The sequence below is a fragment of the Actinomycetota bacterium genome (assembly GCA_040881665.1).
In the GTDB taxonomy this organism is placed as follows: domain Bacteria; phylum Actinomycetota; class UBA4738; order UBA4738; family HRBIN12; genus JBBDWR01.
In genome coordinates this window covers 246,719-266,294 of the sequence record JBBECT010000007.1, presented here as the reverse complement: position 1 = coordinate 266,294, position 19,576 = coordinate 246,719, and the positions used below count along the sequence as shown (strand labels likewise).

Genomic DNA, 19,576 nt, shown 5'->3' with positions numbered 1-19,576 from the left:
TCCTACGCGGTCCCAGACTTCCTGGACGCCGCCAGCGCGATGCCGCCGACGATCAGGCCCAGCACCCCGACGACGATGCCCACGATCGCGAGCGTGCGCGCGGACGACACCTCGTCCGAGGTCGATGTCGACGAGGCGACGATCTCCTGGTTGAGCCGTGGCACCTCGCGATCGAGGCGCTCGGCGAGCTCTCCGGTCGTCGGATCCTGTACCGGGAAGCTCTCCGCCCCGGTGTCCAGGACGTCGCTGAACGTCTTGGGACCGGAGGTGAGTTCCTCGTTGACCCTCTTGCCTGCTAGCTCCCCGAAGATGCGGAACGTGTACTGCCCCGCGCGACTCGGAACGAACCATGCTCGGTAGTCGCCTTCCTCGCCGTACACGCCGGGGAGGAAGTTCGGCTCGAGCGGTATGGTCGTCGACTCGTCGCCGTAGGTCACCTCGACCTGAAGCTCGCCCTCGAGCTTCGTGACGGGCTCCCCGTCGTGGTGGGTGATGATGACCTGAGCGCTGTTCGGGAACCCCTGATAGGCGGGTTCGGTTCCGAACCCGATCGTGAACTCGTGCTCGCCCGAGCTCGCGGATCCGTGCGCGGACGCAGGGCCGGTCAGTGCCCCGAGCACCGTCAGGAACAGCACGGCGGTCCCGGTCAGGACCCCCAGGCGGTACAGAGATCCTCGCATGCAGCATCGACTCCTTCGGCTCGAGCCGGTGGCCATCGTGCAACGGGGCACCGGCGTCGGAGATGGATCAGGGGCCGAACGAAGGAGGAGGACCACGGACACCGGCGGCCCCGGAGAGCAGCGGGGGCGCGGGCGCCACCACGAACCCGGGCCGCAGGGGAGATCGAACGACGGGGCGCGCACGGTGCCGCGCGATCGCGGTGAGCACGACCCCCACGGCTCGATGGAACCAGCGGAGGGCGAGAGCACCGAGCAGGGCGGGAGCGACGAGCGCAAGCAAGCCGACCGACAGGATGCTGCCGCCGGCCAGCTCCCCGAGCGGAGCGCCGACGACGAGCCGCTCGAGCACCTCGATCGAGACGAAGACGATGGCCTGGGTGACCCACAGGGCCGCGACCAGCGACGCGATCGTGTCCGGTCCGCGGTCGCGGAACGGACCCCGCGCGCACACGCGCAGCACCAGCGTCAGCGCGCCGGCCAGGAGCAACGCGAGCACCACCTTGCCCGCGGACGGCAGGTAGTCGTGTCCGGTCCGGGCGAGCGCCGCGTGACGATCGTCCGCGCCGGGATGGGCGAGGAGGTAGGTCAGGTGGTGGCCCACCAGCACACCGGCCGTGGCCACGGCGAACGTCGGAAGGCCACGCACGGGGGTCCGAGAGCGCCGGGTCCGCGGTCGGGTGATTCGAGCTCGCATCCAGCATCGATTGTACGCTTGCGCGCCGACGAATCCGGACACGGCGCAGGTCTCACGGGAGACCGCGCCGCCGGCAGGGGGCAGGCACGCGGTGGAAGCGAGCGATGTGAACAGGGTCGGCGTCGTCGGAGCCGGCACGATGGGCGCCGGCATCGTCGAGGTCGCGGCCCGCGCGGGGATCGAGGTGGTCTACCTCGAGGCGACCGACGAACTCGTCGACGCGGCGCGCGCACGGATCGACGCGTCCCTGGGGAAGGCGGTCGAACGCGGCAAGCTCTCCGACGACGAGCGCGAGGCGATCGCGGAGCGGGTGTCGGGAGTGACCGACGTGGCCGAGCTCGCGGGGGTCGATCTCGTGATCGAGGCCGCGACCGAGGATCGGGACGCGAAGCTCGGGATCTTCCGCCGGCTCGATGCGGTCCTGGACCAGGAGGTCGTCCTCGCCTCGAACACCTCGTCGATCCCGATCGGAGAGCTCGCGGGTGCGACCGGCCGCCCCGACAGGGTGATCGGCATGCACTTCTTCAACCCGCCCCAGGTGATGCGCCTCCTGGAGTTGATCGCGGCCGACACCACCTCGGAGGAGACCTTCGGACTCGCGCGCGGCGTCGGGGAACGCCTCGGCAAGACGTGCGTCCGGAGCGTCGATCGAGCCGGGTTCATCGTGAACCGGCTGCTGATCCCGTACCTGAACGATGCCGCGCGTGTGTTCGAGGAGGGTCGCGCGACTCGGGAGGACATCGACACCGCGATCGAGCTCGGCCTCGGCCATCCGATGGGACCCTTGCGCCTGGCCGACCTGATCGGGATCGATGTCGTCGTCGCGATCTGCGAGGTGCTCGAGCGGTCGCTGGACGACGAGCGGTACGCACCCGCTCCCGTGCTGCGACGGATGGTCGAAGAAGGCCGGCTCGGCCGGAAGAGCGGCGGCGGCTTCTACGACATCCCATGAGTCGCCGGGACGGCGCTCAACGACGTCCGCGACGCTTGGCGATCTGCCCGGCGAGGAAGCCGGCCATCTTGGCCAGGTCCACGAACGCCATGAGGACGGGAACCGCGACGGCGGCGGCCGTCCGGTTCCTCGGATCGGTGAAACGCGCGAGCGCCCGGCGCACCGGTGTCGCCGCGTACGCCGCCCCGGCCGCGATCGCGAGGACCTTCGGCCAGCGCCGGCGCGACGCGAGCGCCGCGATCAGTCCCGCGTACACCCCGAACCGGAGCGCGTGGCGGTCGGTGTACATCCCCGCGATCGCATCCCCGCGCGCGTAGCGGAAGTATTGGCGCCAGGTCGCGGCGGGCCCGGGCCGCAGACGCCAGTGGACGATCGCGTCCTGCGCCGCCCGCAGGTCGAGTCCGAGATCGCGCCAACGGTGGTTCACGTACATGTCCTCGCCGATGTCGAGCCACTCCGGGTAGCCACCCGCAGCATCGATCGCGGCCCGCGTGTAGGCGACCGATCGCGCCGAGGGCATGAACATGTCGGCGTCGATCTCCTCGGGCGCGGGAAGGTTCACCGATGCCATGCACTCGGAGAAGAAGGAATCGGTGATCGGTCGATAGGCGCCCATCGCGACGTCGGCCCCCGCCTCGATCGGCGCGAGGAGTCGCTCGAGCCAGTCGGGCTCGAGGACGCAATCGGCATCCGAGACCGCGAGGACCTCGTGGGTCGCCGCGGCGATCGCGATGTTGCGGCCGCGGGAGATGTTCGCCTTCGACTCCTCGATCAGCACGATGTCGTCGGCGCGCCGCAGCAGCTCGCGGGTGCCGTCGGTCGAGCCGCCGTCCACGACGACCACTTCGTCGGGCGGGCGGCTCTGGACCCGCACCGACGCGAGGAACTCCTCGACGTGCTCGGCCGAGTCCTTCACGGTGGTGATGAGCGAGACCTTGATCGGTCCGCGTTGCCCGCTCACGCGCGAACCCTCCTCATACGTCGATCGCCTTGTCGTAGACCTGCAGGGTACGCCGGGCCGTCTCGTCCCACGTGAACCTCGCCGCGCGCTCGATCCCTTTCCGCGAGAGCTCGGAGGCGAGCTGCTCGTCGGTCAACACCCGTTCCAGCGCGTCGGCCAGCTCCGCGACCGATCGCGGGTCGACGAGGATCCCGGCATCGCCCACGACCTCGGGAACGCTCGACGCGTTCGAGGCGATCGTCGGGGCGCCCCGGCCGAGCGCCTCGAGCACCGGGAGGCCGAACCCCTCGTAGATGGATGGGTAGGCGAACACCGACGCGCCCCGATAGAGCACGTCGAGATCCGCGGGGGAGACCGGTCCGGTCAGGACGACCTCGCCCGGGCCGGGAAGGGCCAGTTCCCGCAGCAGGGCGGCCGGCTGCCAGCCCATCGGGCCGGCGAGTACGAGCGCGTGCGGGAGGCCCGCGCCGGCGACCCGACGGTACGCGCGCACGAGCGAGACGAGGTTCTTGCGTGGTTCGAGGGTTCCGACGAACAGCGCGTACGGCTCGGGCACCTTGAGTCGCTCGCGGACCGGGATCGGATCGGCTGCGTGGTCGCCGAGCGTCGCCGCGAGCGGCACCACGTGGACGCGCTCGGGCCGGACCTTCGTCCGGGACACGAGGTCCTCGGCGGTGCTCCTGGAGGGCGTCAGGATCGCGTCGGCCCGGCGGACCGCCGCCCGCAGCCCGAGCCGGTACAGCAGACGCCACCGGCGAGGGAACAACTCGGGGAAATGCTCGAACGCGAGGTCGTGCACCGTCACCACGAGCCGCTGGCGGCCCGCGGCCGGGGGGATCGCCGAGGGGTTCGTCGCGTGCAGCACGTCGGCGGATCGCAGGCTCTCGGGCAGGGCCGGGCGGCCGAACAGGTCCCACCGCGGGTACAGGGTGGTGATCTGGTCTCCGAGCTCCTCGACCCAGTGATCGCGCAGCCACCGCTCCGGCGGGCCGGCGACGACGAACCGGGAATGGAACAGCTTCAGATCGAGCGACGGGTCCTGGCGCAGCAACGCCGGGGCGAGTTCGCGGACGTAGGTCCCGATCCCGCCGGGTGCTTTGAAGAAGAGCTGATCGACATGGAACGCGACCGAGGTCATCGACGGCGCCGGCCTACCGGACGTCGGCGCGGCCCCACAGGGACACGCTGCCCCTGCGTGCGAACGCCAGGCGCGTGGGTGCGCCCCACGGCGCGTCCATCAGGCGCCGGGTCTGCAGCGCCCCTTGACCCGTGGACTCGATCCTCCCCGCGAGGCACCAGGCGGGAGGGCGGCGCGCCTCTCCGTGCAGGTAGCGCTCGAGCGCCGCGAGCGTCACGCGCTCCTCGTCGGGGGTGAGGGCCTCGGGGAGCTCGTACCGGGGTGCGGGCCGCTCGGCCTCGGGCGCGCCGTTGGCCCGATGTTCTTCGTGACCGTTCGCCTCTGGACTCATCGAGCCGCGGCTCCGCGTCTCACAGGGGGATGTTCCCGTGTTTGCGGGCGGGGACCGACTCCCGCTTCGTCGAGAGCATCTTGAAGGCCTTGATCAGGGTCGCCCGCGTGTCGGCCGGCTCGATCACGTCGTCGATCGAGCCGCGTTCGGCCGCCGCGTACGGTGTGGCGAACGTCCGCTGGTACTCCGCGATCAGTTCCGCTCGCCGTGCCACGGGATCGTCGGCCTTCTCGATCTCCTTGCGGAACACGATGTTCACCGCCCCCTCGGGACCCATGACCGCGATCTCGGCGCTCGGCCACGCGAACGCGAGGTCGCCGCGCATCCCCTTGGAGTTCATCACGATGTACGCGCCGCCGTAGGCCTTGCGCGTGATCACCGTGATCCGCGGAACGCTCGCCTCCGCGTACGCGTAGGCGAGCTTCGCGCCGTGCCGGATGATCCCGCCGTACTCCTGGCTCGCTCCCGGCAGGAAGCCCGGGGTGTCTTCCAGGGTCAGCAGCGGGATGTTGAAGGCGTCGCAGAACCGGATGAACCGCGACGCCTTCTCGCTGGAGTCGATGTCGAGCGTCCCGGCGAGCACCTTCGGCTGGTTGGCCACGATGCCGATCGTGCGCCCGTCCAGGCGCGCCAACCCGGTGAGCACGTTCATCGCCCACAAGGGGAACACCTCGAGGAAGTCTCCCTCGTCCACGAGCGTGCGGATCACCTCGTGCATGTCGTAGGGCGCCCGCGAGGAGTCGGGCACGATGTGGTTCAACGGTTCCCCCCGGCGCTGGGGATCGTCGGTCGAGGCGTAGCCGGGCGGGTCCTCGAGGTTGTTCGACGGCAGGAACGACAGCAGGTAGCGGACCTGGGTGAGACATTCCTGTTCGTCCTGCGCGACGAACGAGGCGACGCCGCTGCGGCCGGCGTGGGTCATCGCGCCGCCCAGTTCCTCGAAGCTCACGTCCTCACCGGTCACGGTCTTGATGACCTCGGGCCCGGTGATGAACATGTGGGAGGTCTCCTTCACCATGAAGATGAAGTCGGTGATCGCGGGCGAGTAGACGGCGCCGCCGGCGCACGGCCCCATGATCACGCTGATCTGGGGGATCACGCCCGAGGCGCGAACGTTCCGCTCGAAGATCGTTCCGTACCCGTCGAGCGCCGCCGCGCCCTCCTGGATCCGCGCGCCGCCCGAGTCGTTGATCTGCACGAACGGAACACCGGTCGACATCGCGAGATCCTGCGCCTTGCAGATCTTCGACGCGTGGCGCTCGCCGAGCGAGCCCCCCATCACGGTGAAGTCCTGTGCGCTCACCACGATCCGGCGTCCGTCGACCGTGCCGTAGCCGGTCACGACGCCGTCTCCGTCGGGTCGTTTCCGGTCCATGCCGAAGTCATGTGCCCGGTGTTTGGCGAAGGGCTCCAGCTCGGTGAACGATCCCCGATCGAGGAGCAGATCGATCCGCTCGCGGGCGGTCAGCTTGTTCCGTGCGTGCTGCCTGTCGGCGGCGTCGGGGCCGCCGGGCGACATCGCGGCTTCGCGGCGCTCCCGGAGCTCTTCGATCCGCTCGTGCACCGTGGGGATCGGGACCTCGAGAACGTCGTCGGAGCGCGGCTCGGGGATCTGGATCCCCTCGTCGGTGGTAGCCATGGCCCCCGAGTCTAGCGCCCGAGACCCTGGGAGGATCCGCGTGCCTGGGCGCGGCCCAGGATCCGGCGTCAAGCGTGGCAAGATGCGCGGATGCAGATGCTCCACCTGCGGGTCGTGAGCCCGGCAGAACGCACCCGTTCGGTGCTTACGGTGCTGGAGCTCCATGACGAAGTGCGTCACATCGCGTGCCTCGAGGGAGTGGTGCGCGATCCTGCCGGCGATCTCGTGACTGCGCTCGTTCGGCACGAGATCACCGACGAGCTCGTGAGCGAGCTGGAACGGCTCGGCTCCTGGGGCGAGGGGATGGTGTCGTTCACCGACGTCGATCTCGCTCTCGTGGATCCCCTCCTGGGTGACCTCGCGGGAACCGAAGACTGGGACGAGAGCGCCGACGTCGTGGTGATCGAACAGGTGAAGCAGCGGGCCCGCGAAGACGCTCAGGGATCGTGGAACTACGTCCTCACGATGGTGGCGGCCGGTGTGATCGCGGGTGTGGGTCTGCTCACCGATCAGCCGGTGCTGATCGTCGGGGCGATGGCCGTCAGTCCCGATCTCACCAGGATCACGGCGGTCAACGTCGGCGTGGTGACCGGAGACGTTCACCTGGCGCTGCGTGCGCTGAGGACACTCGCGCTGGGGCTGCTCGTGGCGAGCGTCGTGAGCGCGATCGTGTCCGCCCTCGCGCGGACCGCCGACCTGAGCCCGTCCGGGTTCTCGCTCAAGGGACTCGACGAGGTGGCGTTCGTGACGAGTCCCGACCTGTTCTCGGTGGTGGTCGCCACCGCGGCAGGCGTCGCCGGCATGCTGGCTTTCGAGAACACGAAGTCGGGGGCGGCCGTCGGCGTCGCGATCTCGGTCACGACGATCCCTGCGGCGGCTGCGATCGGTGTGGCGATCGCGATCACGACCTCTGCCGAGGCAGCCGACGCACTGACCCAGCTCGCGGTGAACGTCGTCTGCCTGGTCGTGGCCGGGAGCCTCACGCTCGCCGTCCAGCGGGCCGTGCGCCGCCGCGGTCGCGATCGTGAGGGCGCGCGCTCGGGCGGGGCGTGAACGGTCGACCGACCGTCAGCCGATCGCACACCCGCGGCCGCGCCACGGGTCCCAACCGTGGCGGCCTCCTCGGTGCACCATACGCATCGTGACGATCGCGGCCGTGCGGCCGTTGAGAGCGTCGTTCTCCAGCCGCCAATCAGGTTGGGTCGTCGCGTCGTAGCGAGAGGGCCAGTAGCGTTTCGCGTGCTGGTAGAGCCCGAGGTAGCGGCCGTCGGCGGACACCGCCCGTGGGATCAGGCCGCTCTCGCGCTTGGCGATGCACAGCGCCTTGTCCACCCCACCTCGGACCGGCCAGTGCGCAACGGCGCAGCGGATCAGGCGCTTGGAGAACGACCGGACGTCCTCGTTCGATCCGCGACCGAGGGCGCATGGTCCCGGCGCGGTGGCGTCTCCCGTCTCGGCCGACGGCGCCGCCCCGACCGTCGCGACGGGCCCGATCAGCAGCCCGACGACGAGCGTGGCCGACACGGTCGCGGCGAGTCCACGCGCGGGCCGAGCTCGGGGCGTGTGTGGGTGTGTGGGCATCGTGGGTGTGGGTGGGTGCGCTCCGGACGGCGAACGACCGCCGACGCCCGTCCGGAACCTCGTTGCGAGGCCTGTATCGAGGAAGTGTTCGGCGGCCGGCTCCACCCTAGCGAGCCGCCCGGGGCGCGTCCACCCGCTCGGAGACCGTCGTTCGCGGGCGTGTCGGTGCGCGCCGCTAGCATCGCGCGCATGGGCACGCACGATCGTTCGTCGCCGACGGAAACTCCCTCCCTGACGCTGGTGCAGCAGCGGACGGCCGACCAACTGATCCGCGGCGGGCGGCGCTGGGACGCGCCCGAGGATCTCGCTGAGGTCATCGCGCAGCGCCTCGAGACGGCGGTGTCGGTCGCCGCGATCGACGAACCGTTGGTGCTGACGAAGGCTCGGCTCTCCGATGCCGGGCGGTGCGACGGTCGGTTCGAAGCGGGTCTGCTGCGGGAGGCACCCCCGTTCGCCCACTCGACCAAGACGGCGTCCGGCCTGCTGTTGCACAAGGCCGTCGAGCTCGACGTCGGCGGGCGGCTCGAGCGCGATCCTTACGAGCTGACCGTCCTCGCGTCCGATCGGCTCGTGGACGACGACGCGGCGTTCGGGCGGCACTGGGGCGAGCTCCCGGAGGTCGACCGCGACCAGCTCCTGATGCGGTCGGTGACCGCGCTCGAACTGTTCCGGACGACGTTCCCGCCGCTGCGGTCGATGCGAACGACGCTGGCCCCGATGACCGAGTGGCGCTTGCGGGCCGAAGTATCCGGCGGCCGGCTCGTGCTCGACGGCCGGATCGATCTGTCGCTGGGCCGGCCGGCCGGCCCCGAGGGGCGGCTCCTGCTCGACATCAAGGGCGAGGGAGCGTGGCCCGAGCACGCCGAGGATCTGCGTTTCTACGCCCTCGTGCACACGCTCCGCTTCGGGGTTCCGCCCTCGCGCGTGGCCAGCGTGTTCCTCGCGTCCGGCACGTGGCAGGTCGAGGACGTCACGCAGCGCGTGCTCGACAGGGCGATCGAGCGGATCGAAGGGGCGATCGCGCTCGCCGGGCGTCTCCGCGACGGCGACGAGCCCTCGCTGCGACCGGGCCGGTACTGCGCCTGGTGTCCGAGGGTGCAGCGGTGCCCCGCGGCCGCGCGGGCAGCCGAACCTGCCGTGCCTGCCGCCGGATAGTCCGTTCGATCCAGCCCCGTTCCGGCAGAGGTGCTTCAGCAGCCGAGCATCTCCGGCCGATACTGCTCACGGACCGTCCGAGCAGACCGAGGAGCAGGAGGCAGCGCCATGGGTTCGATCAGCCGCGGGTTCCGGCTCGCGAAGCAGAGCTGGTACGTCGTGATGCAGGAGCGATCGTTGCTGGTGCTCCCGGTGCTCTCGTTCCTGTGCATCCTCCTGGTCGCGGGCGCGTTCGGCGGAGGCGCGTTCGGGATGGGCCTGTTCGACGACGCCACCACGTCCGGATCCGGCGGCGGTGGGTCCAACATCAGTCCGGTCGCGTACGTGCTCCTGTTCTGCTTCTACGTGATCACCTCGTTCATCGCGATCTACTTCAACGCCGTCGTGATCGGCGTCGCGATGAAGCGGCTGCACGGCGAAGATGCATCGCTGGGTGACGGATTCGCGCTCGCCAACCAGCACCTCGGCAAGATCTTCGTGTGGGCAGTGGTCACCGCGACCGTCGGCATGGTCCTTCGCATGGTGGCCGAGCGGGCGGGGTTCCTCGGCGCGATCCTGATCCGGCTCGTCGGCGTGGCGTGGGGGCTGATCACCTTCTTCGTCGTGCCAGTGATCCTCTACGAACCGCTCGGCGTCGGGGCGTCGATCAAGCGTTCGGCTTCGCTCTTCAAGCAGAAGTGGGGCGAGCAGGTCGTCGGGAACGCGACGATCGGTCTCGCGATGTTCGTGGCGGGTATCGGCGTTGCGCTCGTGTGCGCGGGCATCGGGTTCGCGATCCCCGCGGCGATCCCCGCCGTCGTGGTCGTGGGCGTTCTGGCGCTCATCGTCCTCGCGGCCCTTGGCTCGGTGCTCTCGGGCGTGTTCAATGCCGCGCTGTACCGCTACGCGACGACGGGCGACGCCGGCGGCGCGTTCAGCGAACAGGATCTCGCCGGGTCGTTCCGGCCGAAGAAGGGCCTGCGCGGCAACCTCGCGTAGTCAGGTCCAGACCCCGGAGGTGTGTCGGTTCCCCGGAGCCGCGGGTATCGTCGTGGCCGCCGCGTACCGCGGCCACACGAGAGTCCGGCCACGGCGTTCGCCGGGCCGAGCCGAATCACTCGATGGGGTGAGAGCGATGGGGAAGGACCTGTACGACGTCGGTGAGCTGCCTCCGATCGGCGATGTACCGAAGCAGATGCACGCCCAGCTGGTGCGCCCCGATCGGTACGCCGAGCCCGAGAAGGCGATCCAGGATGAGGTCATCGACATCCCCGAGCTCGGGCCGCACGACGCGCTCGTGATGGTCATGGCAGCGGGTGTGAACTTCAACAACGTCTGGGCCGCGCGCGGGGTGCCGGTCGACGTCACGAAGTCGCAAGCCAAGTGGGGCGAGCCGACCGACTTCCACATCGTCGGATCCGACGCGAGCGGTGTCGTGTACGCCGTGGGATCCGACGTGACGAACGTCCGGGTGGGCGATCGTGTGATCGTCCACGCGGGGCAGTGGAACCACGACGACCCCTGGGTGGTTGCCGGCAACGATCCGGGACTCGCGGCGAGCTTCCGGGTCTGGGGCTACGACAGCTGCTGGGGCTCGTTCTCCCAGTTCGCCAAGGTGCAGGCGCACCAGTGCTTGCCGAAGGCCGACGCTCTCACCTGGGAGGAGGCTGCCGCGCCGACGCTGACCGGTGCCACGGCGTACCGGATGCTGTTCGGCTGGCCTCCGCACACGGTGCAACCCGACGATGTCGTGCTCGTATGGGGTGGCTCCGGTGGTCTCGGCTCGATGGGGGTCCAGCTCGTGCGCAACGCCGGAGGCAAGGCGGTCGCCGTCGTGTCCTCCGACGATAAGGGCGAGTTCGCGAAGCAACTCGGCGCGGCCGGCTACGTCAACCGCAAGGACTTCTCCCACTGGGGCGTGCCGCCCGCATGGGACAGTCCCGAGTGGAAGGATTGGTTCGCCGGCGCGAAGGCGTTCGGCAAGGCGATCTGGGACGTGCTCGGCGAGAAGCGCAGTCCGAGGATCGTGTTCGACCACCCCGGTCAGGACACGATCCCGACCTCGATCTTCGTGGCCGATCGCGGCGGCATGGTCGTGATCTGCGCGGGGACCTCCGGCTACGACACGATGGTGGATGTGCGCTACCTGTGGTTCATGCAGAAGCGCTACCAGGGATCGCACCTGTTCAACGACGAGCAGGCCGCGGCGTTCAACGATCTCGTCCGGGAGGGAAAGATCCGCACGGCGCTCGGGGCCACCTACCCCTACGAACAGAGCGGGTACGCGCACCAGCTGATGGCGGACGGCAAGCTCCCCGAGGGAAACGTGTCGGTGCTGATCAACGCTCCGCGCGAGGGCCTGATGGATCTGCCGTAGCGGCTTCCTGCACGAGCTCCACGAGCACACCTCCGAAGCTGTTGGGATGCACGAACGCGATCGTCGTTCCGCGGGAGCCGGGCCGAGGTGTCTCGTCGACCAGCCGGGCGCCCGACGCACGCAGATGATCGAGCGCGGCGACGACGTCGTGCACGCGGTAGGCGACGTGGTGCAAGCCGGGGCCCTTCGCCGCGACGAAGCGCCCGACCGGGGTCTGCGGTCCCAGTGCTCCCAGCAGCTGGATGTAGGAGGAGCCGATGGCGAACAGCACCTCTTCGACCCCCTGGTCCGCGACGACCTCGCGGTGGACCGGTTCGATCGCGAACGAGGTGCGATACAGCTCGACGGCCGCGGCGAGGTCCGCGACGGCGATGCCGACGTGGTCGAGATCCGTGAGCACCCTCAGCCCTTCGCCGAACGGCGCTTCGAGACCGTAGGCTGCATCCGTGAGATCAGGTCCTGTGCTTCGGTGACATGGTAGGCGGGGAGCGCGAGCGCCCGTACGACGGCCGCGACGCCCTGTGCCCGCAGGTCCGCCTCTGGCTTCGCGTCGGTCGTCGGCGAACCGAGGACATAGAACTCCACGAGCTCGAGGAACTGTTTCAGGCTGGGAACCAACCCGCCGCGCTCGTACGCGTAGATCGTCTGGCGGGCCGCGGGTGAGCCCTTCGTCGCCGCCGCCTTCTCCACCGACCGGTACCCGGCCCCCCGACGAAGCTCGCGCAACAGCCCGCCGAGGATCTTGCGATCCTCCGCGGAGACGGGCGGCTGTTTCTTGCGGGCCACGAGCACGCTCCTTACGCAGAAGCACCGGTGCATGTCTGTACGGAGCAGGTGTCCCGGCGGCCGGCGAGAACCCGCCCGCGGCAGCCGGGAGCGTGCGGGTACGGTACCGACCGCCGGGGCGACACGTCGGAGATCCGCTGAAATCGTTGGCGGGGAAGGGGCCCGAGCGAGCTCGAGGCCGGCCCGGAACCACCGCCTCGACCGGTGCGCGTGCCTGCCGGGTCGGCGAAGGGCGCAGGCTCACCCCGTCGAAGGTCCGATGCGCGAATCCCCCGCCCTCCGTACGATGCCCCTGAGCGGACTAGGCACGCCCGAAGGGTCGATCGGCGGCTCGCCGGGTCGCGTGCGCGGCCGAGGAGGGAGGCGCCGATGAAGGAGAAGAACGAAGCCGCGGCCGCCCCCGCCCTCGAGCAGGACGTGCTCATGCGGGCGGGCCGCGCCGATGTCTTCAAGGTCCGCGACCGCTCCCGCCGAAAGAGGATCATCCGGCTGGTCGCGATCTTCCTGCTGATCGACGGGTATCTGTGGTGGCGCTACGCCACCTATCCCCCGGAGGAACGTGGGTTCGGGTTCCCGAGCCTCGGACCCGACGCCTGGATCTTCATCCCGATGGGCCTGTTGTTCGCGGCGATCGCGCTGACGGCGATGCTGCCCCTGTTGAACGGGCGCTCGCCACACCTGTTCGTACGACCCGAGCAGATCGAAGTGGGCATCGACGACGTCCGGGGCCTCGACACGCAGGTGGACGAGGTCCGCCGCTCCCTGGATGTGTTCATGGGCTACGCGACCTTCCGCGAGGAGCTCGGGGGGAACCCGCGGCGCGGGATCCTCTTCGAGGGGCCCCCGGGAACCGGCAAGACCTACCTCGCCAAGGCGATGGCCAAGCAGGCGGGTGTGCCGTTCCTGTTCATCGCGGCGCCCGCCTTCCAGTCGATGTGGTTCGGCGCCACGGCCCGCAAGATCCGCAGCTACTTCAAGGCGCTCCGCAAGGTCGCGCTCAAGGAAGGTGGCGCGATCGGCTTCATCGAGGAGATCGACGCGATCGGTGGGGCCCGCGCCGGCATCGCGTCCTCGGTGGGGGACGGGTCTTTCCTCCAACGCGCGATCGCCCACGCCGGCATGCCGGGCGGCGGGGACTCCGGCATGGTGAACGAGCTGCTGATCCAGATGCAGTCGTTCGACCAGCCGCCGCTGCGCGACCGGATCCGGACCCGAACGATCGAGTGGGTGAACGGGTTCCTCCCGCCCGAACGGCGGTTCGCATCGTCCAAGCTGACGTACAACAACATCCTGCTGATCGCCGCCACGAACCGGGCTGATTCGCTCGACCCGGCGCTGCTGCGCCCGGGACGGTTCGACCGCCGCCTGTACTTCGACGTTCCGACGAAGACCGAGCGGCGAGAGTTGGTGGACTGGTTCCTCGAACGCAAAGCGCATCACGAGCAGCTCGATGCCGACGAAGCGCGCGAGAAGCTCGCCCACGACACGCTCGGCTACACGCCGGTGATGATCGAGCACATGTTCGACGAGGCGCTGCTCGTCTCCCTACGGCAGGGGCGCCGGCAGATGAACGTGGCGGATGTCTACGAGGCCAAGCTCACCGAGGAGGTGGGGGTCAAGCAGCCCGTCGTCTACACCGACGACGACCGCGCATCGGTCGCCACCCACGAGTCCGGGCATGCGACGGTCGCCTACTTCCTGGGCAAGGGCCGGCGCCTCGAGGTGCTGTCGATCATCAAGCGGCGGCAGTCGCTGGGCCTCCTCGCCCACGGCGACGAGGAGGAGCGGTACACACGATCGCGCTCGGAGATCGAGAGCGCCGTCGCGATCGCCCTCGGCGGACTCGTGTCCGAGGAGCTGTTCCTCGGCGAGTCGGGAACCGGCCCGGCGGCCGATCTCGCGAGCGCGACCGAGCTCGCGGCGAAGATGGTCGGGGCGTTCGGGATGGCGGGGTCGCTGATCTCCTACGAAGCGCTGCAGAATGGGCCGCTGTCGAGTTCGAACCTGGTCGCGAAGGTCCTCGGGGACGCGGACGGTAAGCAGCGCGTCGAGGACATCCTCACCCAGCAGAAGCAGGTCGTCACCGCGCTCCTCGAGGAGAACCGCGACGTCGTCATGGCCCTGCGGGACGCGCTGCTCGACGAGGACGAGCTCCTCGGGCGGGACATCCTGACGGTGATCGAGAAGGCGCTGGCGAACCGCAACTGAGGAGGATCTCAGTCCTGCGCGCCGAGCGAGGTGACCAACGCGATCGCGCGATCGAGGTCTGCGTCGGTGGTCATCGGGTTCATGAACCCGGCCCGCAGGTAGGTGCGCCCCCGCAGACGGGTCGTGGACACCCAGGCGTCACCGCCGGCGGCGAGGGCCTGCTGCAGCCGGTCCTGGTGCGCGTCGAGCGCATCCGGCTCGATGTCGGCCCGGTCGATCCCTCCGGGGACGTGCCGGAAGCACACGACCGACAGCTCCGGGTCGGAGGGAACGGGCTCGAGGTCGGGGTGGTCACGGCACCGCTGCGCGAATCCCGCCGCGAGATCGTCGGTGATCTCGACCAGGCGGCCGAGTCCCTCGGTCCCGAGATGTTTCCAGGACAGCCATAGCTTCAGGCCGCGGAAGCGGCGTGTTCCCTCGAACGAGTATTGGTACCAGTGCAGGGGGTCGGACTCCGGGTCGGAACTGCGGTAGTACTCCGGCGCGCGATGGAACGTGGCGAGCAGGTCGTCCCGACGCCGAACGAGCAGTCCGCCGATGTCGTAGGCCTGGAAGAACCACTTGTGCGGGTCGACCGTCACCGAGTCGGCGCGCTCAAGGTCGGGGACGCGCCCGGCATCCCGCTCGGACAGCCGTGCCGCGCCGCCGTAGGCCGCGTCGACGTGCAGCCAGAGGCCCTCGCGCCGCGCGAGGTCCGCGAGCTCTCCCGTCAGGTCGATCGAGCCGGTGTTCGTCGAGCCGCCGACGGCGGCGATCGCGAGCGGAACGAGCCCCGCGGCGCGGTCCTCGTCGATCGCCCGAGCAACGGGCTCGCCGTGCAGCCGGAACCGCTCGTCGGATCCGATCACGCGCAGGGTGTCGTCGGGGAACCCGAGCGTCGACAGCGCCCGCGCGATCGAGAAGTGTGCTTGGTCGGATGCGTAGACGCGCACGCCGTCCAGGTCGGCGGCGCGCGGCTGCCGATCGAGGTCCCGGAGCCGCCGCAGGTGCACGTCGCGGGCGACGGTCATCGCCATCACGTTCGCCATGACGCCGCCCGAGGTGAGCACCCCCCAGCCGTCCTCGTCGAACCCGACGAGCTCGCGGAGCCACGTGGTGACCTCCTCCTCGACGAACGCGGCGACGGGCCCCGCGTGCCACACGTCGACCCCCTGGTGGGTCCACTGGCTCAGCACCTCCCCGGCGATCGAGGAGGGGAGCGGCGGGGGCGTGAAGTAGCTGAACGCACGAGGGTGCTGCGCATTGAACATCGCCGGGGCGATCCGATCGCGGAACTCATCGAGCAGCGCGGCGAACGGCACCGGTCCCTCGGGGGCGGGTGCGGGCCGTCCTTCGGGCCCGAAGTAGCGACGTCGCGCCTCGGGATAGGTGTCCGGCCCGACCGGCCGTCGCATCGCCTGCTCGTAGAGGAAGTCGAGCGCGGTGTCCCACGTCGCGCTGCCCATCGCCTCGAGTGCAGCGCGCGCCGCGGCCGGGTCGCGGTAGTCGAGAAGTTCCGGCTCGGGATGCCAGGAGAATCGATCTGCAGCGTCCGGGGTGCCGGGCCGTTCGTCGCGAACCTCGTCGCCCACGCGGGCGAGAGTAGCAGTGGCCGCGCGCCCGTAGACTGGGCGGTATGACGTCTCGTTCCGTGATCGTCGCCGGTGCGCGGACCCCGATCGGGCGGTTCCGCGGCGCCCTGTCCGGGTTCACCGCGATGGAGCTCGGCGGCCGTGCGATCGCCGAGGCGCTCTCGCGATCCGGCGTCGCACCCGTGCAGGTCGACTACGTGCTCATGGGTCACGTGCTCCAGGCCGCGCAGGGGCAGATCACCGCACGGCAGGCCGCGATCGAGGCCGGTGTCCCGAAGGAGGTGCCCGCCGTCACGATCAACAAGGTGTGCCCGTCGGGGATGACGGCGATCGCGATGGCCGATCAGGCGATCCGGGCCGGCGACATCGAGATCGCCGTCGCCGGTGGGATGGAGTCGATGACGAACGCTCCCTACGCGCTGCCGAAGGCGCGCGACGGGAACCGCCTCGGGCACGCCGAGCTGATCGACACGATGCAGCTCGACGGGCTCACGTCGCCGTTCTCCCGCCTGTCGATGGGCGAGGACACCGATGGGGTGAACGTGGAGCTCGGGATCTCGCGCGTGGACCAGGACGCGTGGGCCGCGCGCAGCCATCAACGTGCGCATGCCGGCTGGGAGAGCCGTGTGCTGGAGGACGAGGTACTCGAGATCGAGGTCGTTCAGCGGCGCGGCGATCCGATCCGGCTCTCCCGCGACGAGGGGATCCGCCCGGAGACCACGACCGAGGTGCTCGGAGGGCTCCGCTCCGCCTTCGGCGGATCAGGAACGGTGACCGCGGGCAACGCGTCGCAGATATCCGACGGTGCCGCGGCGGTCGTCGTGATGTCCTCGGAGAAGGCAGCCGAGCTCGGTCTCGAGCCGCTCGCCGAGATCGTCGCGTACGGCATGGCGGCGGAACGGTTCCCGTACCTGCACACGGTTCCCGCTCTCTCGCTGCAACGGGCGTTGAAGCGGGCCGGGCGCGATCCGAGCGACCTCGAGGTGATCGAGATCAACGAGGCGTTCGCCGCCGTCGCGGTGCACTCGACGAAGATGCTCGGGGTCGACTCCGAGATCGTGAACCCGAATGGGGGAGCGGTCGCGATGGGGCACCCGATCGGAGCGAGCGGCGCCCGGCTCGTCCTGACCCTCGCTCACGAACTCCGCAGGCGCGGTGCGAGCCTCGGCGGCGCGGCGATCTGCGGCGGGGGCGGCCAGGGCGACGCGCTCCTGCTCCGGCGTCCCTAGTCCGCGACCCGGCCGGCGGGCCGTCGGCCGATCACCGTGCGACTGCCCCGGCCGGGCGATCGCGATCAGGGGGCGGTGAGACCGTGCGGTGACGTCTCGGGGAGCATGATCGTGACGTCGTCACCGCCGTCCGGAGCTGCGTCCGCGGCATGGTCGGGGAGGAACACGCGGAACGCGGAGCCGCCACCCTGGCGCCCCTCGACGATGGCCCACCCGCCGTGCACGTCGGCGAAGCGGGCGACCACCGGGCTCATGCTGGCATCCGAGGAGGGCTCGTCGTCCTCGACGCTGAGGAGCGCTCCGCCGTCGGATCGTTCCAGGCGCACGAGGATCTCGGCGCCGGGTCGGGAGCGGGCCACCGCGTTCGCGACGAGCGCGGACACGATCTCCTCGACCCGGAGCGGGTCGACCCCGAGTTCCACCGGCTGCGTACGAACCTCGATCGGGTGCTGGTCCCGGTCGAACGGGGCATCCTCGACGACCCGGCCGACCAGCTCGGCCAGCTCGGTGCGTCGGTAGGCGAGCTCGACGTCGCCGCGTGCGAGGTCGTCGGCGTGGAGCAGGTCCTGTACGAGGTGGTCGAGCTTGCCGGCGTGCGTCCGCAGCTTCTCGACGAGGGTGGTGTCCTCGGGCTCGGGGCGCCGGTGTTGCATCGCGATCAGCGTGCCCTGGATCGCCGCGACCGACGCGCGCGCATCCGTCGACAGCTGCTGCACGAAGGGCGCCGATGCTCGACGGTCCTCGATGGGCTCGTTCGCGCCCGCGCCGACCTCAGCCGCAGCGGGCGCAGGGCTGTCGCCGTTCGCGGTGTCATCCGCTCCCGCGTGCAGGTGGCGGAGGGCATCTTGGAGTTTCTCCCGTCGTTCGGCCGCCTCCAGTCGCTCGGCGAGATCGGCCGCCTCCGCACGCGCGATACCGAGCTCGTCCTTCGTGCGATCGAGCTCGAGTTGCAGCCGGTCGGCGACACTGTCGCCGTCGGAGGGTTCGGTCGCGCGCGCGAGCGCGCGTTGCAGCTCCGCGCGGGTGTCGTTGGCGTCGGTCAAGGATCGTTCGAGCTCGATCGTGCGGCTCTCGAGCTCTGCCCGCGCTGCCTCGGTCCGCTCGGCGCGCTCCTCGGCGGCAGCGAGTCGCTGGGTCGTGTTGGGGTCGGCGACCGGTGTCGCCGCACGCTGCGCGAGCTCGGTTCGGATCTGTTCGGCCCGCTGAAGCTGCCCGGTGAGGTGGTCGCGCTCGGCTTCGAGGAGCCGAACGCGGTCACCGAGCTCGTCGAGTGCCTCGAGCTGCCCGGACGCTTCGTTGTCGCGGACGCTGATCGAGCCGGCCCGGATGCGTTCGAGCTCGGACTGGGCGACGGCGAGCCGTCGGTTCGTTTCCTCGGCCAGCCGCTCGGCTCGCGCGGCCCGCTCGTCGGCGAGACGGCGGGCTTCGACGGCCTGTCGGAAGTCGGGGTGCAGGTAGGCCGGATCCTGGCGGGTCTCCTCCGGTCCCTGTTTCGCGCCGGGCGCGGCGGGCTCCGCGATCCGTACGAGACCCGGCTCGGGTGCAGGCGCGGGTTCGGGTGTGGATGCGGACGGGTTCGGTCGCAGCACGCGGCGTCGACCGCGACCGAACCCGTCCCGGAAGGTCAGAGCGAGCAGCGCGAGCGAAGCCAGCAACAGGGCGGCGAGAACGATCGTGCCGATCCTCCACGGACGGCTCGCTCCGGCCCACAACGGTTCGTAGGGTCGGGTGACCTCCACGACCCCGAGGATGGGGCCGTCGGCCTCGAGCCGGAGGGGGACGAAGACACGGAACGCGGAGTGATCCACCACGCTTTCCCGTCCCTGCTCGGCGACGCGGGCGATCCGACCTCGCTCGTTGGGCTCGCGGCTGCCGATGTTCGCACGGTCGGTGTCGAACACGACGGTTCCGTCCCGGCGATAGATCGCCAGCGCGTCCGACGGCCCCGCGGAGAGGAGCCGCTCGGTCACCAGCGCGCCGAGTTCCGCGGCGCGACGGGCGGTGACCGGCTGGGCGACGTCGGACGACGACAGCGCGGGCGCGAGGACCTCCTGAACGGCGCGTTGCGCCGAGGCGGCGGCGGAGGCCTCCGCGCTCTGCCGGGCAGAGCTCGCGAGCACGAGCGAGAGGAGCATGCCCGTGGCCAGAAGGGCGGAGACGGCGGCCCACAAGGGTCGCTGGCTGCGACGGACCTCGATCCCGACCATCGTTCCCCCCTCCGGACTCGAGACTTCTCTCTCGGTATCGGCCGGAGGAGGGCATGAGCTTGAGTCGGACGTACGGCCGATAGCCCGA

General features: G+C 70.4%; 18 protein-coding genes. 7 read left to right on the top strand and 11 right to left on the bottom strand.

Annotated features, from left to right (window positions below):
- Positions 1–2: 2 nt before the first annotated feature.
- Positions 3–680, bottom strand: coding sequence for a hypothetical protein (locus WEF05_11455; GenBank protein MEX1102496.1), 678 nt, complete (start codon positions 678–680; stop codon positions 3–5).
- 67 nt (positions 681–747) lie between these two features.
- Positions 748–1,326, bottom strand: a complete 579-nt coding sequence (locus WEF05_11450) for a hypothetical protein (protein MEX1102495.1) — start codon at positions 1,324–1,326, stop codon at positions 748–750.
- A 139-nt stretch (positions 1,327–1,465) separates the two neighbouring features.
- Between WEF05_11450 and WEF05_11445 the strand changes: the two genes are divergently transcribed.
- Positions 1,466–2,326, top strand: coding sequence for a 3-hydroxybutyryl-CoA dehydrogenase (locus WEF05_11445; protein ID MEX1102494.1), 861 nt, complete (start codon positions 1,466–1,468; stop codon positions 2,324–2,326).
- A gap of 16 nt (positions 2,327–2,342) precedes the next feature.
- Here WEF05_11445 and WEF05_11440 read toward each other — a convergent pair whose 3' ends face one another.
- The 4 genes from WEF05_11440 to WEF05_11425 are packed head-to-tail and all read right to left on the bottom strand — an operon-like array spanning position 2,343 to position 6,275.
- A complete protein-coding gene (locus tag WEF05_11440) occupies positions 2,343–3,287 on the bottom strand; it encodes a glycosyltransferase (protein MEX1102493.1) in 945 nt (314 codons plus the stop codon).
- Between the two features lie 13 nt (positions 3,288–3,300).
- Positions 3,301–4,425, bottom strand: a complete 1,125-nt coding sequence (locus tag WEF05_11435) for a glycosyltransferase family 1 protein (GenBank protein MEX1102492.1) — start codon at positions 4,423–4,425, stop codon at positions 3,301–3,303.
- Positions 4,426–4,438: 13 nt separating this feature from the next.
- Entirely contained in the window at positions 4,439–4,756 is a 318-nt protein-coding gene (locus WEF05_11430) for a hypothetical protein (GenBank protein MEX1102491.1), read from the bottom strand.
- Positions 4,757–4,775: 19 nt separating this feature from the next.
- Positions 4,776–6,275, bottom strand: a complete 1,500-nt coding sequence (locus tag WEF05_11425; protein MEX1102490.1) for an acyl-CoA carboxylase subunit beta — start codon at positions 6,273–6,275, stop codon at positions 4,776–4,778.
- Between the two features lie 210 nt (positions 6,276–6,485).
- Here WEF05_11425 and WEF05_11420 point away from each other — a divergent pair, with 210 nt between their 5' ends.
- On the top strand, positions 6,486–7,448 hold the full coding sequence (locus tag WEF05_11420; GenBank protein MEX1102489.1) for a DUF389 domain-containing protein: 963 nt from the start codon (positions 6,486–6,488) through the stop codon (positions 7,446–7,448).
- A 15-nt stretch (positions 7,449–7,463) separates the two neighbouring features.
- Here the strand turns inward: WEF05_11420 and WEF05_11415 are convergent, their stop codons facing one another.
- Positions 7,464–7,976 carry a hypothetical protein gene (locus tag WEF05_11415; protein ID MEX1102488.1) on the bottom strand — a complete coding sequence of 171 codons (513 nt, stop codon included), beginning with the start codon at positions 7,974–7,976 and terminating at the stop codon, positions 7,464–7,466.
- Between the two features lie 189 nt (positions 7,977–8,165).
- Between WEF05_11415 and WEF05_11410 the strand changes: the two genes are divergently transcribed.
- From WEF05_11410 to ccrA, 3 genes are all read left to right on the top strand, one after another.
- The gene (locus tag WEF05_11410; GenBank protein MEX1102487.1) at positions 8,166–9,131 is read left to right on the top strand and encodes a PD-(D/E)XK nuclease family protein; all 966 of its coding nucleotides are present in this window, start codon (positions 8,166–8,168) and stop codon (positions 9,129–9,131) included.
- A 108-nt stretch (positions 9,132–9,239) separates the two neighbouring features.
- Positions 9,240–10,109 (top strand): DUF6159 family protein, encoded by an 870-nt coding sequence (locus WEF05_11405; protein ID MEX1102486.1) that lies wholly within the window; start codon positions 9,240–9,242, stop codon positions 10,107–10,109.
- Positions 10,110–10,245: 136 nt separating this feature from the next.
- Positions 10,246–11,487, top strand: coding sequence for a crotonyl-CoA carboxylase/reductase (ccrA, locus tag WEF05_11400; GenBank protein MEX1102485.1), 1,242 nt, complete (start codon positions 10,246–10,248; stop codon positions 11,485–11,487).
- On the opposite strand, the gene mce is transcribed toward ccrA, so the two are convergent.
- The gene (gene mce, locus WEF05_11395) at positions 11,450–11,887 is read right to left on the bottom strand and encodes a methylmalonyl-CoA epimerase (protein ID MEX1102484.1); all 438 of its coding nucleotides are present in this window, start codon (positions 11,885–11,887) and stop codon (positions 11,450–11,452) included. The two genes, ccrA and mce, sit on opposite strands and share 38 nt — an antisense overlap.
- 2 nt (positions 11,888–11,889) lie before the next feature.
- Positions 11,890–12,273, bottom strand: a complete 384-nt coding sequence (locus WEF05_11390) for a hypothetical protein (GenBank protein ID MEX1102483.1) — start codon at positions 12,271–12,273, stop codon at positions 11,890–11,892.
- A 369-nt stretch (positions 12,274–12,642) separates the two neighbouring features.
- Here WEF05_11390 and WEF05_11385 point away from each other — a divergent pair, with 369 nt between their 5' ends.
- Positions 12,643–14,481: an AAA family ATPase gene (locus WEF05_11385; protein ID MEX1102482.1), complete on the top strand. Its 1,839-nt coding sequence runs from the start codon at positions 12,643–12,645 to the stop codon at positions 14,479–14,481.
- Positions 14,482–14,489: 8 nt separating this feature from the next.
- Here the strand turns inward: WEF05_11385 and WEF05_11380 are convergent, their stop codons facing one another.
- Positions 14,490–16,052, bottom strand: coding sequence for a pyridoxal-dependent decarboxylase (locus tag WEF05_11380; protein ID MEX1102481.1), 1,563 nt, complete (start codon positions 16,050–16,052; stop codon positions 14,490–14,492).
- 44 nt (positions 16,053–16,096) lie between these two features.
- On the opposite strand from WEF05_11380, the gene WEF05_11375 reads away from it, so the two are divergent.
- Positions 16,097–17,281: an acetyl-CoA C-acetyltransferase gene (locus WEF05_11375; GenBank protein MEX1102480.1), complete on the top strand. Its 1,185-nt coding sequence runs from the start codon at positions 16,097–16,099 to the stop codon at positions 17,279–17,281.
- Between the two features lie 65 nt (positions 17,282–17,346).
- Here the strand turns inward: WEF05_11375 and WEF05_11370 are convergent, their stop codons facing one another.
- A complete protein-coding gene (locus tag WEF05_11370) occupies positions 17,347–19,488 on the bottom strand; it encodes a hypothetical protein (GenBank protein ID MEX1102479.1) in 2,142 nt (713 codons plus the stop codon).
- Positions 19,489–19,576 lie beyond the last annotated feature (88 nt).

Coding starts and splice junctions, on each gene's coding strand:
- WEF05_11455 (MEX1102496.1), bottom strand. CDS start 680: ATGCGAGGATCTCTGTACCGCCTGGGGGTCCTGACCGGGACCGCCGTG.
- WEF05_11435 (MEX1102492.1), bottom strand. CDS start 4,425: ATGACCTCGGTCGCGTTCCATGTCGATCAGCTCTTCTTCAAAGCACCC.
- WEF05_11430 (MEX1102491.1), bottom strand. CDS start 4,756: ATGAGTCCAGAGGCGAACGGTCACGAAGAACATCGGGCCAACGGCGCG.
- WEF05_11425 (MEX1102490.1), bottom strand. CDS start 6,275: ATGTCGCCCGGCGGCCCCGACGCCGCCGACAGGCAGCACGCACGGAAC.
- WEF05_11420 (MEX1102489.1), top strand. CDS start 6,486: ATGCAGATGCTCCACCTGCGGGTCGTGAGCCCGGCAGAACGCACCCGT.
- WEF05_11415 (MEX1102488.1), bottom strand. CDS start 7,976: ATGCCCACACACCCACACACGCCCCGAGCTCGGCCCGCGCGTGGACTC.
- WEF05_11410 (MEX1102487.1), top strand. CDS start 8,166: ATGGGCACGCACGATCGTTCGTCGCCGACGGAAACTCCCTCCCTGACG.
- WEF05_11405 (MEX1102486.1), top strand. CDS start 9,240: ATGGGTTCGATCAGCCGCGGGTTCCGGCTCGCGAAGCAGAGCTGGTAC.
- ccrA (MEX1102485.1), top strand. CDS start 10,246: ATGGGGAAGGACCTGTACGACGTCGGTGAGCTGCCTCCGATCGGCGAT.
- WEF05_11385 (MEX1102482.1), top strand. CDS start 12,643: ATGAAGGAGAAGAACGAAGCCGCGGCCGCCCCCGCCCTCGAGCAGGAC.
- WEF05_11375 (MEX1102480.1), top strand. CDS start 16,097: ATGACGTCTCGTTCCGTGATCGTCGCCGGTGCGCGGACCCCGATCGGG.
- WEF05_11370 (MEX1102479.1), bottom strand. CDS start 19,488: ATGGTCGGGATCGAGGTCCGTCGCAGCCAGCGACCCTTGTGGGCCGCC.